The sequence below is a fragment of the Kaistia adipata DSM 17808 genome (assembly GCF_000423225.1).
Lineage (GTDB): Bacteria > Pseudomonadota > Alphaproteobacteria > Rhizobiales > Kaistiaceae > Kaistia > Kaistia adipata.
In genome coordinates this window covers 189,513-204,150 of sequence record NZ_KE383991.1, presented here as the reverse complement: position 1 = coordinate 204,150, position 14,638 = coordinate 189,513, and the positions used below count along the sequence as shown (strand labels likewise).

Here is a 14,638-nt window from a genome sequence, read left to right as displayed (position 1 = left end):
TCGCGATCATGGTTCAAAGGCGCATGCCGCGCCAGCATCTGCCGGTCGTCGCCCATTCGGTGTTTCCTTGGGCCGCTTCAGCTCGATCCGACGCGTGACGCCGATCGCGGCGAGGAAGTCCGGATCGTGGCTGGCGACCAGCAGGGCGCCGTCGAAATCGACCAGCGCCGCCTCGATCGCTGCGATCGAATCGAGGTCGAGATGGTTGGTCGGCTCGTCGAGGATGAGGAGTTCCGGGGGCCTTGTGCCGCCCAGCACGCAGGCGAGGCCGGCCCGCAGCATCTCGCCGCCCGAAAGCGCCCGCACCGGCTTCAGCGCCGCCTGGTTGCGGAACAGGAAGCGCGCCAGCATCGCATGGGCGTGGTTCATGCCGGCGTCCGGGTTCAACCAGCGGAAATTCTCCAGGATCGACTGGGCGGGATCGAGCAGGCCGACGCTCTGGTCCAGCATGGCCGAGGCGACCGGCCGGCTGACCGTCCCACAGCTCGGCGCGAGATCGCCGTTCGAAAGCCGCAGCACGGTCGACTTGCCGGTGCCGTTCGGCCCGGTGAGCGCGATGCGCTCCGGGCCTGATATCGTCAGGCTGAGATCGGCGAGAATCAGTGGCTGGCCGGCATAGCCAAACCACACCTTGTCGAAGGCGAGCACGGTTCGGCCGGCCGGCAACCCGGTCGACGGCAGTTTGATCCCGAACGTCTCGATGCGCTCGACCTCCGCCTCCGCCTCGGCCAGCGTCGTCGCGGCCGCCTGGCGCTGGCGCGCCGCCAGTTGTCCCATCGACCCGCTGGTGCGTTCGCTTCGGTCGCGCCGCGCGTCGAGCAGGATCTTCGGCTGGTCGTTCTTCGAGCCCTGCTTGGCGCCGCGCGAGTCGCGCTTCTGCTGCCGTTCCGTCGCCGCCTGGATCCGCCTTTCAGTCGCCTTGGCTTCGCTCTTCGCGACGTCGAGATCGCGCGCGGCATTGGCGCGCTCGGCCTGGCGGCGCTCGGCATAGAGGTCGAAATTGCCGCCATAGATTCGGGCGCCCAGCGTCGAGAGCTCGACGATGCGGTCCATGTCGCGCAGCAGCGCGCGGTCATGGCTGACGACGATCGCGCCCTTTTTCCAGCCGGCGAGGATGCGGGCCACCACGGCGCGGCCCTCGGCGTCGAGATTGTTGGTGGGTTCGTCGAGCAAGAGCATGTCGGGCTCGGCGAGGAGCAGCGCGGCGAGCGCGACGCGCGTCCTCTGGCCGCCGCTGAGACTCGCCATCGTACGTTCCGGATCGAGACCGGCGAGATCGACCGTCGCGAGCGAATCCTGAAGCCGCGCCTCGAGCGTCCAGTCCGCCTCGGCCGCGTCCTCGGCCGAGCCACGGCCCTGTTCCATGCGCGCGAGCCGGGCGAGGCCGGCATCGATGCCGAGCGCCTCGCTCACCGTCTGGCTCGTTGGGGCCTGCACGTCCTGGCGCAACATGCCGATCCGGCCGCTGCGCTCGACGGAGCCGGAGGCCGGTTGCAGCGCGCCTGTGACGAGGCCAAGCAGCGTCGACTTGCCGACGCCGTTGCGGCCGACGAGGCCGGTGCGTTCGGAGCCGAAGGAAAGATCGATTCGGTCGAGGAGGATGCGGCCGTCGGGCGTGGCGAAGGAAACGTCGTGCAGCGCGACGAGCGACGCGAATCGAGGAGACATGAGAACACCGGACAGGAAGCAGGCGCCTTCAGGCGGCGCGGAACAGGCGAAAGACGGCGTTACGCCGCTGCGGTGGCCTGTTGCTTCATTGTCGGGATGCTCCTCGTTTCGGTCGCCGCCAACATAGGGATCCAGGGCCGGTTTGCCAAGCCGGCCTGATTCACGCGCTTCTGCTCCGCTCGCGGCGAGGGCTTGCCGCGGCTCGCGCCGCCGCTATCTCCATGCCAAACCACCTCAGGTTGATCATGGGCAGCAGCGAGAACGCGCGCTTCGTCGGCAACATCCCCGAGCACTATGATCAGGGGCTCGGCCCCGTGATCTTTGCCGGCTATGCCGACGATCTCGCCCGCCGCGTCGAGGCGGTCAACCCGGCAACCGTGCTCGAGATCGCGGCCGGAACGGGGATCCTGACCCGCTTCCTGCGCGACCGGCTGCCCGCCAGCGTCCGCCTGACGGCGACGGATCTGAACGCGCCGATGCTGGAGCGGGCGCAGGCGAAGTTCGGGCCCGGCGAGGCGGTCGAGTTCCAGACAGCCGACGCCATGGTCCTGCCGTTCCGCGACGCATCCTTCGATGCCGTCGCCTGCCAGTTCGGCTTCATGTTCTTCCCCGACAAGGATCGCTGCAACCGCGAGGTCTTCCGCGTCCTCGATCCCGGCGGAACCTATCTGTTCAATGTCTGGGGCAGCTTCGACGACAACCCGTTCGGCCGCATCGCCTATGAGGTGGTGGCGGGGTTCTTCCCGAGCGATCCGCCGCAATTCTACAAGGTGCCGTATTCCTGCGCCGCCATCGCGCCGATCCGCGATTCGCTGGAAGGGGCCGGGTTCGAGGATGTCGAGGTCACGGAGGTGGCGCGGCGGGGAGCGATCCCCGATGCCCGCGCCTTTGCCCATGGTCTCGTCTACGGCAATCCCGCCATCGCCGAGATCCGTGCCCGTGGCGGCACCGATCCCGACACGCTGGTCGAGGCGGTGGCCGAGGCGCTTCGGCGCGAGTTCGGGCCGGACCCGGGCGAGATGCCCCTGAAGATCTACGTCTATCAGGCCCGGAAGCCGGAATAGCTGCGAGGGCGAAGCGGATGCCGCGTGGAGAGGACGCGGCCGGACCGCGCTCTAGCCGGCCTCGCGATATTGCTCCGCCGTTTCGAGGTCCACCGACACCAGCTGGCTGACGCCGCGCTCGCCCATGGTGACGCCGAACAGGCGGTTCATCCGCGCCATGGTGATCGGGTTGTGGGTGATCGTCACGAAGCGGGTGTCGGTCGTCCGCGCCATCTCGTCGAGCAGGTTGCAGAAACGCTCGACATTGTGGTCGTCGAGCGGTGCGTCGACCTCGTCGAGCACGCAGATCGGCGCCGGGTTGGTCAGGAACACGCCGAAGATCAGCGCCAGCGCCGTCAGCGCCTGCTCGCCGCCGGAGAGCAGCGTCATGGTCTGCGGCTTCTTGCCCGGCGGGCTCGCCATGATCTCGAGCCCGGCCTCGAGCGGATCGTCCGATTCGGTCAGCTGCAATTCGGCCGTGCCGCCGCCGAAGAGATGGGTGAACAGGCGCTGGAAATGGCCGTTCACGACGTCGAAGGCGGCGAGCAGCCGCTCGCGACCCTCGCGGTTCAAACTGGCGATGCCCTGGCGCAGGCGGCGGATCGCCTCGATCAGGTCGTCGCGGTCCTTGATCAGCGCCTCGCGCCGGGCGGCGACCTCGACCGCCTCGTCGTCGGCGCGCAGATTGACGCCACCGAGCTTCTCGCGCTCCTGCCGCAGCCGATCGAGGCGGGTTTCGAGCTGGCCGAGATCCGGCATCGGCGCCGAGGGATCGATCTCGGCCTGCTTGATCACCTCATGCGGCTCGCAATCGAGGATCTCGAGGATGCGAGCCTCGATCTCCAGTCGCCGCTCCTGCGTTGCCTTCAGTCGCTCCTCGCCGCGGCCGCGCTGCTCGCGCGCCTCGGACAGCGCGGTCATCGCGTCCTGCGACGCCTTGTCGAAGCCGGCGAGCGTCGTCTCGGCCTGGCGCAGCGAATCGGCGGCTTCGCGCCGCGCCGTTTCCGCCTTGTCGATCTCGGAGAGCAGCGCACGCCGCTTCTGCTCGAAGGCGGCCGGCGCGTCGGCATGTCCCGCCCGTTCCGTTTCGATCTCGGTGCGGCGGCCGGTCAGGATGCGGATCTGGCTGTCGGCGTTGACGGCACGCTCCTGCCAGTTCCGCCGTTCGCCGGCGATCGCGGCGAGGCGGCGGCGACGGACGTCGGTCTCGCGCATGAGCGCGTCGGCCGCCGCGCGCGCCTCGGCCAGCGCGCCGCGATCCTCCGCGACGGCGCCGCGCAGCATCATCACTTCCTGCTGCGCGGTGAGCGGGTCGGCGGCGGCGGCGAGCGCCGCTTCCGCGTCGCGGGCCTGCGCCTCCGTCTCTTCCACGGTCGACGCCATGCGGGCGCGTGATTCGTCCAGCGCCGCGCGGCGACTGGTCAGCCGTCCGGCCTCGCGCTCGACGGCGGCGAGGCGGTTGCGGGCCTCGTCGAGCGCGCGCTGCGCGGCGCGGGCCGCCTCGCGGGCGAGCCGCTCCTGTTCCTGCGCGCCGCGCGCCGCCAGCGCCGCCTGCGCCAGCACGGCCTGGCGCTCGGCGACGGACGCCCTGGCGCCGATCGCGGAATCTTCGAGTTCGGCAAGCCGGTTGCGGTTGGCGAGCCGCATGGCGGCGGCGGTCGGCGCCTCGGCGGTTGCGACATAGCCGTCCCAGCGCCAGAGGTCGCCCTCGCGCGAAACCAGCACCTGGCCGGTCTTGAGCAGGCTTTGCAGGGTGGGGCCATCGGCGCGCGCGACGATGCCGACCTGCGCCAGCGCGCGCGCCAGGAGGGCGGGGGCCTTGACCTTGATCGCCAGCGGCTGGGCGCCCTCGGGCAGCGCCGGATCGTCGGCGAGCGGCGTGGCGCCGCGCCAGTGCGCCGCCACCTGGCGGTCGTCGGAGGCGTCGAGCGCATCGCCGAAGGCGGCGGCGAGCGCCGCCTCGTAGCCCTTGGCGACGGAAAGCGTGTCGAGGAGCGGCGGCCGTCGGCCGGCCGGCGCGCCGGAGCCGAGGATCTTGGCGAGCGTGCGCGCTTCCGTCTCGATGCCGGAAAGCGCGCGTTCGGCCTCGGCGAGCGGCGTCCGCGCGGCGGTCTCGCTCTCGCGCGCGGCGATGGCGCGGCCCTCCGCAGCCATCACCTGCTCGTCCGCCTTGGCGATCGTCGCTTCGGCAGCCGAGACCGCCTCCTGCGCCGGCGCCACGCCCGGCAACTCCGCGATCTGGCGCACCAGCGCGATCAGCTCGCGGTCGACCTCGGCCAGCTGCCCGCGCGCGCGCAGCGTGCGGTCGCCGGCCTCGCGATGGGCGCGTTCGAGTTCGGAACGACGCGCCGCGATGGCCGCGTGCGCGGCCGTCGCCTCGGCCAGCCTGCGCTCGGTGTCGGCGAGCTTCGCCTCGGCATTTCCGCGCGCCGCGTCGGCCTCGGCCTGCTTGCCGGTCGCCGTCTGCTCGTCGCGGCCGAGCGCCTGCTCCTCGGCGTCGAGACGCTCGAGAATGGCGGCGTTTTCGCTCACCATGCGCTGCTCGCGCTGGATGTCCTCGTTGAGCTGGGCGAGGCGGCGGTCGAGGTCGACCAGCCGCTCCTTCATCCGCCGCTCGTCGCTGTCGAGCGCGTCGCGCGCCAGCACCATGCGCTGCAGCCCGGCCGCGGCGGCCGATTCGGCGTCGCGCAGTCCCGGCAGCACGCTCGCCGCCACGGCCTGGTCGCGCGCCGCCTTGGCCTGCGCCTCGCTGCGCGCCACCACCGTCTCGCCGGCGGCGGCGAGCGCGGCCTCGGCCTCGCGCGTCTGCACGCTCGCGGCCAGCATGCGCAGGTAAAGGACGGTCGCCTCGGTCTTGCGGATGTCGGCGGAGAGGTTGCGGTAGCGGTTCGCCTGGCGCGCCTGGCGCTTTAGGGCCTCGAGCTGATTCTCCAGCTCGGAGAGCACGTCTTCCAGCCGTTCGAGGTTCTGCTCGGCCGCGCGCAGGCGCAGCTCCGCCTCGTTGCGGCGGGAATAGAGACCGGAAATGCCGGCGGCTTCCTCGAGTACGGCGCGGCGCGCCTGCGGCTTGGCCGAGATCAGCTCGCCAATCCGGCCCTGGCCGACCATGGCCGGAGAGCGGGCGCCGGTCGAGGCGTCGGCGAAGAGCAGCTGGACGTCGCGGGCGCGCACGTCCTTGCCATTGATCTTGTAGACGGAGCCGGATTCGCGCTCGATGCGGCGGGTGACTTCCAGCACGTCGGCGTCGTTGAAGGCGGCCGGCGCCTTGTGGTCGTGATTGTCGACGACCAGCGTCACCTCGGCGGTATTGCGGGCCGGGCGCTTGCCGCTGCCGGCGAAGATGACGTCGTCCATGCCGGACGCGCGCATGTTCTTGTACGAGCTTTCGCCCATCACCCAGCGCAGCGCCTCGACGAGGTTCGACTTGCCGCAGCCATTCGGGCCGACGACACCGGTCAGGCCCGGCTCGATCAGGAAGTCGGTGCCTTCGACGAAGGACTTGAAGCCGTGGACGCGAAGCCGCGTGAATTTCATGACGCGGCTCCGACGCTCTGGGATTCTGCACGCATGTCAAAACCCCGCCCCGACCGGGGAGGGGTACTCAATGTAGATAGGCAACAGTGCCAGCCGTCAGGGCGCGCTGCCCCCCGACGGCCGCGGTCGCCGCGTCGCGCGCGGTCAGGATGCGAGCAGCTTTTCCATTTCCTCGAAGGAGAGCGCACCCGGATGCCTTGCCCCGTTGATAAAGAAGGTCGGGGTGGAGTTGACGCCGAACTGCGACGCGCCCCGCTCCTTCACTGCGTTGACACCATCGAGCAGGGCCTGGTTTTTCAAGGTCAGCTCGAAAGTCTCCTGTGTAAAACCGACCTGCTTGGCGATGGCGAGCAGGGCGCTGACGGGATCGTCGACAAAGGCCCACTTCTCCTGCTGGTCGAACAGCAGGTCGACCATCTCGAAGAATTTGCCGTTCGGGGCGGCGTGCGCCAGCATGATCGCGGCGGTCGCCAGCGGGTCGAGCGGGAAATCGCGCAGGATGAAGCGCACCTTGCCGGTGTCGATGTACTTCTCCTTGAGCGGCTTCCAGGTGGTGTCGTGGAAGTGCTTGCAGTGCGAGCAGGTCAGCGACATGTACTCGACCACGGTGATCGGAGCGTTCGCGTCGCCGAGGATGTTGTCACCGAGCGGGCCGGGCTTCAGCAGCTCCGCGACATCGACGGCCTCGGCCGCCTGGGCCGTGCGCGGCAGCAGCGCGAGCGCGCCGATGGCGAGCGAAGCGGTTCCGACCTGGCCGAGAAACTGTCTGCGATTGGACGTCACGGTCTCTGTTCTCCTTGGGCGGGGCACAACCCCACGGGGCGGCCGACGCGATTCAAACGCTCGGCGTGAAGTATCAGGCCAATTGCGGCGAATGTCAGCCGACGATTCCCCGATACGGTCACGAACGCTTGACGGAACCATAGACGCCGCGACCGAGCCGCGCGAGGGCCTCGCGCAGGCCGTCGCTTTCGACCGAGGCGACGGTGGCGGCGACCTCCGCCTCCTCGGCCTGCGTCAGCGGGGGAGGGGCGACGCGGCGGGGCGCCGGCTGCGACACCACGCCCTGCACGATCTTCAGCTGCGTCACGGCGCCGAAGCCGAGGAAGCCGTTGATGCGGTCGAGCAGCACGGCGGTCTCGTGCTGCAGATAGATCGCCATGCCGGAATCGACCCGGATCACCAGCGTCGCGCCGCCCGGCGCCTTGGCCTGGTCGCGCCGCGGCCAGGTCAGCTTTTCGGGCATGGTGGTGGTGGCGTAGCGCGGCCCGACGATGTCGGACCAGGCCGCGATCAGGTCGGCCGTGGCAAAGCCGCGCTTGGCGCAGACCGGGGCGATCACGCTGCCGATCAGCGCGCCGATGGTCTGGGGGCCGCGGTTGACCTTGCGGTTGGTATCGTCGCTCATGCAGCTCTTCTCGCATGGTGGCCGCGTCCTGTGAACGCCACGCTCGCCACGGATTCGCTCGTCGAGCCAAAATGTCTCATCTTGGCTTCTGAATTCATAAACGAAATCAGATGGTTACACGTTCTTTACGGCTTCTTGACACGGTGGGGAGGCCTCACTATGGTGCGCGCGGTTTCGGGGCGGCAAGAGCTTTGAGAGGCTCTGTCGTCACTTGGCAAGGATGACGCGATGCGCGACACGGGTTCGCCGAGTGACGAAGAGAAGATCAGGCGCATGGCCGAGGACGAAGCCGCGTTGTCCGAAAGGTTGCGTGCACTCAGCCAGAAGCTCGACAAGGCTCATGGCGATGCGAAGCGGGCGAATGCGGATGACCCCTCTGTGCGGGTCAATGCTCAGGGTATGAGCGTTGCCTTGCGGGTCGTCAGCGAGTTCGTTTCGGGGGTGATGGTCGGCGCCGGCCTCGGCTGGCTGGTCGATCGCTGGCTCGGCACGTCGCCGTGGGGAATGATCATTCTCCTCTTGCTCGGCTTCGTCGCAGGTGTTCTTAACGTCCTGCGATCGATCGGCAAGGTCGCGCAGCCCGAGGCCCGTCAGGTGTCCCGGCGCAACAAGGCGAAGTAGGTTTCAAGGTCGTGGCATAGGCCTCGGTCAGAACTCAGGCGAAGAAGGCGGGCTCGGTGGCTAACGATCCGATCCATCAGTTTCAAATCCAGGAATTCTTCCCGATCGGCACGCTCGGGAACACGGAATTCCATTTCACCAACTCCGCCTTCGCGATGGGAGCGACCGTCGCGATCATCGCCGGCTTCCTCTATGTCGCGACCTCCAAGAACAGCCTGATTCCCGGCCGCCTGCAGTCGGTGGCTGAGCTGTCCTACGAGTTCGTCGCCAACACGCTGCGATCGAGCGCCGGCAAGGAAGGCATGCGCTTCTTCCCGCTGGTGTTCTCGCTGTTCTCCTTCATCCTGGTGGCGAACTTCTTCGGAATGTTCCCCTACTTCATGACGGCGACGAGCCAGATCATCGTCACCTTCCTGCTGTCGATGACGGTGATGCTGACGGTGGTCGGCTACGGCTTCTACCGGCACGGCTTCGGCTTTCTCGGCCTGTTCGTGCCGCATGGCGTCCCCGCCGCCGTGCTCCCGCTGGTGACGACGATCGAGGTCATCTCGTTCCTCTCGCGTCCGATCAGCCTCTCCGTCCGTCTCTTCGGCAACATGCTTGCCGGTCACATCACCCTGAAGGTGTTCGCCGGCTTCGTGGCGAGCATGGCCGGCCTCGGCGCCATCGGCGTCGGCGGCGCCATCCTGCCGCTGGTCATGACGGTCGGCATCACGGCCCTCGAATTCCTGGTCGCATTCCTGCAGGCCTACATCTTCACGGTCCTTACCTGCATGTATCTGAACGACGCCCTTCATCCCGGGCATTGATCATCAGGTCGGCGAAGTTACACCTCCTTCCAACCCGAAATTACGTCCTCAAGGAGCATTAAAATGGAAGCGGAAGCTGCGAAGTTCATCGGTGCTGGTCTTGCCTGCTTCGGCATGGCCGGTACGGCTCTCGCCCTCGGCAACATCTTCTCGAACTACCTCTCGGGCGCGCTGCGCAACCCGTCGGCCGCCGACGGCCAGTTCGGTCGCCTGATCCTCGGCTTCGCGGTGACGGAAGCGCTCGGCATCTTCTCGCTGCTGGTCGCTCTGCTCCTGCTCTTCGTGGTCTGATCCTTCTAGGCCGCCGCAAGGCGGCCGGGTGAAGCCCCATGCGGCGGCCTCGTGCCGTCGCATGTGTTTTATTCTACGATCTGGGGTCTTCGATGACTTGGTTCATCTCGCCTGCCAATGCCCAGGATGCCGCAACGCCGGCCCCTGCCGTTCCGGCGGCGCCGACTGAGACGCATACCGAGGTCGGGCACGAGGCAGGAGGGAAGGCAGTCTTCCCGCCCTTCGACACGCAGAAGTATCCGTCGCAGATCCTCTGGTATGTGATCTTCTTCGGCCTGCTCTATCTGCTGATGAAGCGGGTTCTCGTGCCGCGCCTCAGCACGATCGTCGAAGGCCGCGCATCGCGGATCGCCGGCGATCTCGAGGAGGCCCAGCGCCTCCGGGTCGAGTCCGACAAGGCCCTCGGCACCTATGAGAAGGCTCTCGCCGACGCGCGCGCCTCCGCTCATTCCATCGCCCAGGCCAGCACGGACGCGGCCAAGGCCGACGCCGCCAAGAAGCGCGCCGACATCGAGGGCTCGCTCGCCGCGAAGCTCGAGACCGCCGAGGCTCGCATCGGCGAGATCAAGGCCAAGGCCCTTGGCGACGTCAACGCCATCGCCGAGGAAACGGCAGCCGCCGTCGTCGCGGCGCTGAGCGGACAGCAACCGAGCCAGGACGAGGTGGCCAAGGCCGTCTCCGCCGTGGCGGCGAAGTAAGGGCAAGATCATGCAGTTCGATGCTTCCTTTTTCGCCCTTGTCGGCCTGATCCTCTTCTTCGTGCTGCTCGCCTATATCGGCCTGCACACCAAGATCGGTAAGGCGCTCGACAACCGCGCCGCCAGCATCGCCAAGGACCTCGACGACGCCAAGCGTCTGCGCGAGGAAGCCGCGGCGCTGCTCGCCGACTATCAGAAGCGTGCGCGCGAGGCCGAGGCCGAGGCGCAGACCATCGTCGAGAAGGCCCACCGCGAGGCGGCCGCTCTTGCCGACGCCGCCAAGGCCGAGATGGAGGACTATGTCTCCCGTCGCACCAAGATGGCCGAGGAGAAGATCGTCCAGGCCGAGCACCAGGCTCTGCAGGAAGTGAAGGCGCTGTCGGCCGACGTGTCGATCGCCGCGGCCGAGAAGATCCTCGCGGCCAAGCTTTCCGGCGCTGCCGGCGCCGACCTGGTCGCTTCCGCGATCGACGACGTCAAGAAGCGCCTCAACTGAGAGCGGTTCAGCCGAGGAGCAATTCCTCGTCCAGGACTTCAACGCCGCCGGCCCCGCCGGCGGCGTTTTCGTTTGTCCGCAGCGCGCGGATCGGCGCGAAGCTCGCGCGGTGCAGCGGGCAGGCGCCGATGCGCGCCAGCGCGTCGAGATGGGCGGCGGTGCCATAGCCCATGTGCCGCTCGAAGCCGTAGCCGGGATAATGCGCGGCGGCGCGGACCATCATGCGGTCGCGCGTGACCTTGGCGACGATCGAGGCGGCGGCGATCGAGACCGAGCGGCCGTCGCCCTTGACGAAGGCCTCGCCGCCGCAGGGTAGGCCGGGCGGCACGTCGTTGCCGTCGATGATGACGTGGTCCGGCGCGCCGTGCAGCCCCTCGACCGCCCGCGTCATGGCCCAGAGCGTCGCCTTGCGGATGTCTGTCGTGTCGATCCGGAGCACCGAGGCGGCGACGACCGAGACATGCGCCGACGCCATGATCTGGCCGTACAGCGCCTCCCGCGCCGCCATCGTCAGCTTCTTGGAATCGTTGAGCCCGTCCGGGATCCGCCGGGGGTCGAGGATGACGGCGGCGGCCACCACCGGCCCGGCGAGCGGGCCGCGGCCGGCCTCGTCGACGCCGGCGACCGCCTTCAGTCCGCGTCGGCGGAGGCGACGCTCGATGGCGTCGGTCGGGACGGGCGGGAGCTCGAACAGGAGCGGCGATTCGGAAGCAGAGCGACGAGCCATGGCGGGAAAATCCCCGAGGGCGCCCGGAATTGCAAGCGGCCACGGCGTCGCCGGGCCGGAGGGGCGGGCGGCGCGCCGGCCGCGCGCTATCGCGCCCGGACCTTGATGCGGACCATGACCGCGTTGCTGCCGGTCGCCGGATCGGCGCGTCGCACCTCGATGCCGGCCACCGTCTCCATCAGGTCGACCAGCTTGCGGAAGCCAAAATTGCGCGGATCGAAATCCGGCATGCGCTTGAACAGGATGGTGCCGACGGCGCCGAGATGGGCCCAGCCATCGTCGCCGGAGAGGTCCTCGATCGCGGCGAAGATCTCGTCGCGCGGCAGGCGCGGCGCGGATTTGGCGGGAGCGGCGCGCTTGGCCTTCTCGGGCGCGCTCGCCTGCTTCTCCTCGGCGAGCAGCAGGTCGCAATAGAAGAAGCGGTCGCAGGCGGCGACATAGGGCTTGGTCGATTTCTGCTCGCCGAAGCCATAGACGGCGAGGCCGTCCTCGCGGATGCGGCTCGCGAGCGTCGTGAAGTCGCTGTCGCTCGAGGCGATACAGAAGCCGTCGAGCCCCTTCTCGTGCAGCATGTCCATCGCCTCGATGGCGAGCTTCATGTCGGTGGCGTTCTTGCCGACGGCGGCCGGCGGCACGTGCACCGGCGTCAGCGCATAGGCGTGCAGCAGCGGCTGCCACTGGGTCATCGAGCTGGAGGCGAAATGGCCATAGACGCGGCGGATGACGATCCGGCCGATGGTCGAGGCCTCGCGGATGATGATCGGCAGGAAGTCGGCGCGCACATTGTCGGCGTCGATCAAGAGCGCCAGCTTGGCCGTCGCCTCGGGAAGTTGGTCCGCCATGTGCACTCCGCTCAGGCTGGGGGAGGGAGGGCGCGAGGCCCGGCGCATGCGCCGGCCCCGCGCCGATCGCCCTTGTTAGCACGAAAGCGGCGGCGGGCCGTCCTAGAACAGGCTGAGCTGCGCCGGCTCGGCCCGGGGTGGGGAAAACAGGTCCGTGCGCAGCTTCAGCGAGCGGCGGTTCAGCTCCAGCCGCTGCGCCGCGATCTCGAAGCGGCGGCCGATCTGCCAGGCATAGGGGCCGTCTCCGGTCTGGCGCTTGCCGAAGGTCGCGTCATAGTCCTTGCCGCCGCGCATCGAGCGCAGGATCGACATCACGTGCCGGAAACGGTCCGGGTAGTGGCGCAGCAGCCATTCCTTGAAGATCTCGCTGACCTCGAGCGGCAGGCGGAGAAGCACGTAGCCGGCTTCGGTCGCGCCGGCGGCGACGGCGGCGTCGAGGATGCGCTCGATCTCGGCGTCGTTGAGGGCCGGGATGATCGGCGCCACCAGCACGCCGACCGGCACGCCGGCGTCGGCGAGGCCGCGCAGCGCGTCGAGTCGCCGTCCCGGCGTCGCCGCGCGCGGCTCCATGTCGCGCGCCAGCTTGCGATCGAGCGTCGTGATCGAAAGCGCGACCTTGGCGAGGCCGCGCTCCGCCATGCGGCCGAGAATGTCGGCGTCACGCAGAACCAGCGCCGATTTCGTCACGATGCCGACGGGATGGTTGAAGCGGTCGAGCACCTCGAGGATGTCGCGCATCATGCGGTGCTGGCGCTCGATCGGCTGGTAGGGGTCGGTGTTGGTGCCGATCGCGATGGTGCGCGGCTTGTAGGCCGGGTCGGAGAGTTCCTTCTCCAGCAGCTTGGCGGCGTCGGGCTTGTAGAAGAGCTTCGATTCGAAATCGAGGCCGGGCGACAGGCCCATATAGGCGTGCGTCGGCCGGGCGAAGCAGTAGGAGCAGCCGTGCTCGCAGCCGCGATAGGGATTGATCGAGCGGTCGAAGGCGAGGTCGGGCGAGTCGTTGCGCGTGATGATCGCGCGCGCCTTTTCCGGCTGCACCTCGGTCTTGAATGGCGGCAGCTCGTCGAGCGTCTGCCAGCCATCGTCGAAGGGGATCGACTGGAAGCGCTCGAAGCGCCCAGAGCTGTTGCTCTGGGCGCCGCGGCCGCGTCGACGGTCAGGATCGATCGACGCGGCCTGTAGCTTTTCCGCCTGCATGAGCAGCGGATCGAGATGCGGGGGGAGGGTGCGGGCGAGCGACATATGCGACTCTTACGCCCACCATAAGAACAAAACAAGAACGAAATCGCGTGCGCGGCGCGGCGCGGCGGGATGGGCCTCGCGGTCGGAAAAAATCGCGCTAAGATCGAAACGATGATCAGCGTGATCCTTTCCACCCGAGACGACGAGCTGTCGCTGGCGCATGCGCTGGCCGCGCTCGTACCGGCTGCCGCCGACGGCATGGTCCGCGAGGTGATCGTGGTCGACAACGGCTCGACGGACGGGACCATCGCGGTCGCCGACGCGGCAGGTTGCCGGATCGTCTCTGGCGCCGGCGAGAAGGGCGCGGATCTCGCCAAGGGCGCGGGCCTCGCCCGGTCCGACTGGCTGCTGTTCCTGTCGCCCGACGTCATGCTCGAGCCCGGCTGGCAGCGCGAGGCGCGCGATTTCATCGATCGCCTGGCGATGGCCGGCGGCGCGTCGCGGGCCGCCGCCTTCCGGCTGGCCCATGCCGGCTTCGGCTGGCGCGCGCGCGCCAGCGAGGTGACGGCCGCGCTCCGGGCGCGCCTGTTCGCGGCGCCGCTGCCTGAGCAGGGCCTGCTGGTGCCCGCCAGCCTCTATCGCGCGGTGGGCGGCCATCGCGCTGGCGCCCGGCTCGCCGAAAGCGATCTCGGCCGCCGCATCGGCCGCGGCCGGCTCTCCTTCCTGCGCGCCCGCGCCATTTCGCGCGGCGCGCCTGCCTGATCAGGCCTTCAGCTTGCCGCGCTTCAGGTGCTCGTCCAGCCTCGGCATGATCTCGACGAAGTTGCACGGCCGGCTGCGATAATCGAACTGGTGGCTGAGGATGCCGTCCCAGGCGTCCTTGCAGGCGCCGGGCGACCCGGGAACCGCGAAGACGAAGGTGGCGTTGGCGACGCCGGCGGTGGCGCGCGACTGGATCGTCGCGGTGCCGATCTTCTCGTAGCTCAGCCGGTGGAAGACGGAAGAAAATCCGTCCATGCGCTTCTCGAACAGCGGCTCCAGCGCCTCGGGCGTGACGTCGCGGCCGGTGAAGCCGGTGCCGCCCGTGGTGATCACGGCGTCGATGCTCTCATCCTCGATCCAGCAGGAGACGATGGCCCGGATCTCGTCGATGTCGTCGGGCACGATCGCGCGCTCGGCCAGGACATGGCCGGCCTTCTCGATCCGCTCGACCAGCGTCTGGCCGGAGCGGTCCTCCTCGAGCGAGCGCGTATCGGACACGGTCAGCACGGCGAAGCGGACCGGGATGAAGGGCAGGGTCTCATCGATGGCGGCCATGG

At 68.9% G+C, this 14,638-nt stretch carries 15 protein-coding genes; 7 read left to right on the top strand and 8 right to left on the bottom strand.

All coding sequences use genetic code 11. The features are described from left to right. Positions 1–6: 6 nt before the first annotated feature. Entirely contained in the window at positions 7–1,668 is a 1,662-nt protein-coding gene (locus G539_RS24815; RefSeq protein ID WP_051231384.1) for an ABC-F family ATP-binding cassette domain-containing protein, read from the bottom strand. A 245-nt stretch (positions 1,669–1,913) separates the two neighbouring features. Between G539_RS24815 and G539_RS0113850 the strand changes: the two genes are divergently transcribed. Continuing rightward, a complete protein-coding gene (locus G539_RS0113850) occupies positions 1,914–2,732 on the top strand; it encodes a class I SAM-dependent methyltransferase (protein WP_035831374.1) in 819 nt (272 codons plus the stop codon). 51 nt (positions 2,733–2,783) lie between these two features. Here the strand turns inward: G539_RS0113850 and smc are convergent, their stop codons facing one another. From smc to G539_RS0113835, 3 genes are all read right to left on the bottom strand, one after another. After that, positions 2,784–6,245 carry a chromosome segregation protein SMC gene (gene smc, locus G539_RS0113845; RefSeq protein ID WP_029075725.1) on the bottom strand — a complete coding sequence of 1,154 codons (3,462 nt, stop codon included), beginning with the start codon at positions 6,243–6,245 and terminating at the stop codon, positions 2,784–2,786. Between the two features lie 144 nt (positions 6,246–6,389). Beyond that, on the bottom strand, positions 6,390–7,028 hold the full coding sequence (locus G539_RS0113840; protein WP_029075724.1) for a DsbA family protein: 639 nt from the start codon (positions 7,026–7,028) through the stop codon (positions 6,390–6,392). Positions 7,029–7,146: 118 nt separating this feature from the next. Then, entirely contained in the window at positions 7,147–7,653 is a 507-nt protein-coding gene (locus G539_RS0113835; protein WP_029075723.1) for a DUF721 domain-containing protein, read from the bottom strand. A gap of 228 nt (positions 7,654–7,881) precedes the next feature. Here G539_RS0113835 and G539_RS0113830 point away from each other — a divergent pair, with 228 nt between their 5' ends. From G539_RS0113830 to G539_RS0113810, 5 genes are all read left to right on the top strand, one after another. Continuing rightward, positions 7,882–8,274, top strand: a complete 393-nt coding sequence (locus G539_RS0113830) for an AtpZ/AtpI family protein (protein WP_029075722.1) — start codon at positions 7,882–7,884, stop codon at positions 8,272–8,274. Positions 8,275–8,330: 56 nt separating this feature from the next. Beyond that, positions 8,331–9,083 (top strand): F0F1 ATP synthase subunit A, encoded by a 753-nt coding sequence (locus tag G539_RS0113825; RefSeq protein ID WP_029075721.1) that lies wholly within the window; start codon positions 8,331–8,333, stop codon positions 9,081–9,083. Positions 9,084–9,146: 63 nt separating this feature from the next. Further along, positions 9,147–9,374, top strand: coding sequence for a F0F1 ATP synthase subunit C (locus G539_RS0113820; protein ID WP_018182554.1), 228 nt, complete (start codon positions 9,147–9,149; stop codon positions 9,372–9,374). 92 nt (positions 9,375–9,466) lie between these two features. Then, positions 9,467–10,072 (top strand): F0F1 ATP synthase subunit B, encoded by a 606-nt coding sequence (locus G539_RS0113815; RefSeq protein ID WP_029075720.1) that lies wholly within the window; start codon positions 9,467–9,469, stop codon positions 10,070–10,072. A 10-nt stretch (positions 10,073–10,082) separates the two neighbouring features. Then, positions 10,083–10,568 carry a F0F1 ATP synthase subunit B family protein gene (locus G539_RS0113810; protein ID WP_029075719.1) on the top strand — a complete coding sequence of 162 codons (486 nt, stop codon included), beginning with the start codon at positions 10,083–10,085 and terminating at the stop codon, positions 10,566–10,568. A 7-nt stretch (positions 10,569–10,575) separates the two neighbouring features. Here G539_RS0113810 and G539_RS24810 read toward each other — a convergent pair whose 3' ends face one another. From G539_RS24810 to G539_RS0113795, 3 genes are all read right to left on the bottom strand, one after another. Next, complete coding sequence (locus G539_RS24810) at positions 10,576–11,295, bottom strand: ribonuclease HII (RefSeq protein ID WP_035831370.1); 720 nt, start codon at positions 11,293–11,295, stop codon at positions 10,576–10,578. Positions 11,296–11,381: 86 nt separating this feature from the next. Beyond that, positions 11,382–12,137: an NYN domain-containing protein gene (locus G539_RS0113800; RefSeq protein WP_029075718.1), complete on the bottom strand. Its 756-nt coding sequence runs from the start codon at positions 12,135–12,137 to the stop codon at positions 11,382–11,384. A 102-nt stretch (positions 12,138–12,239) separates the two neighbouring features. Further along, positions 12,240–13,334, bottom strand: coding sequence for a PA0069 family radical SAM protein (locus G539_RS0113795; RefSeq protein WP_084640105.1), 1,095 nt, complete (start codon positions 13,332–13,334; stop codon positions 12,240–12,242). 156 nt (positions 13,335–13,490) lie between these two features. Here G539_RS0113795 and G539_RS0113790 point away from each other — a divergent pair, with 156 nt between their 5' ends. Continuing rightward, positions 13,491–14,081 carry a glycosyltransferase gene (locus tag G539_RS0113790; RefSeq protein WP_029075716.1) on the top strand — a complete coding sequence of 197 codons (591 nt, stop codon included), beginning with the start codon at positions 13,491–13,493 and terminating at the stop codon, positions 14,079–14,081. On the opposite strand, the gene moaB is transcribed toward G539_RS0113790, so the two are convergent. Beyond that, on the bottom strand, positions 14,082–14,636 hold the full coding sequence (gene moaB, locus G539_RS0113785) for a molybdenum cofactor biosynthesis protein B (protein ID WP_029075715.1): 555 nt from the start codon (positions 14,634–14,636) through the stop codon (positions 14,082–14,084). Positions 14,637–14,638: the final 2 nt, after the last annotated feature.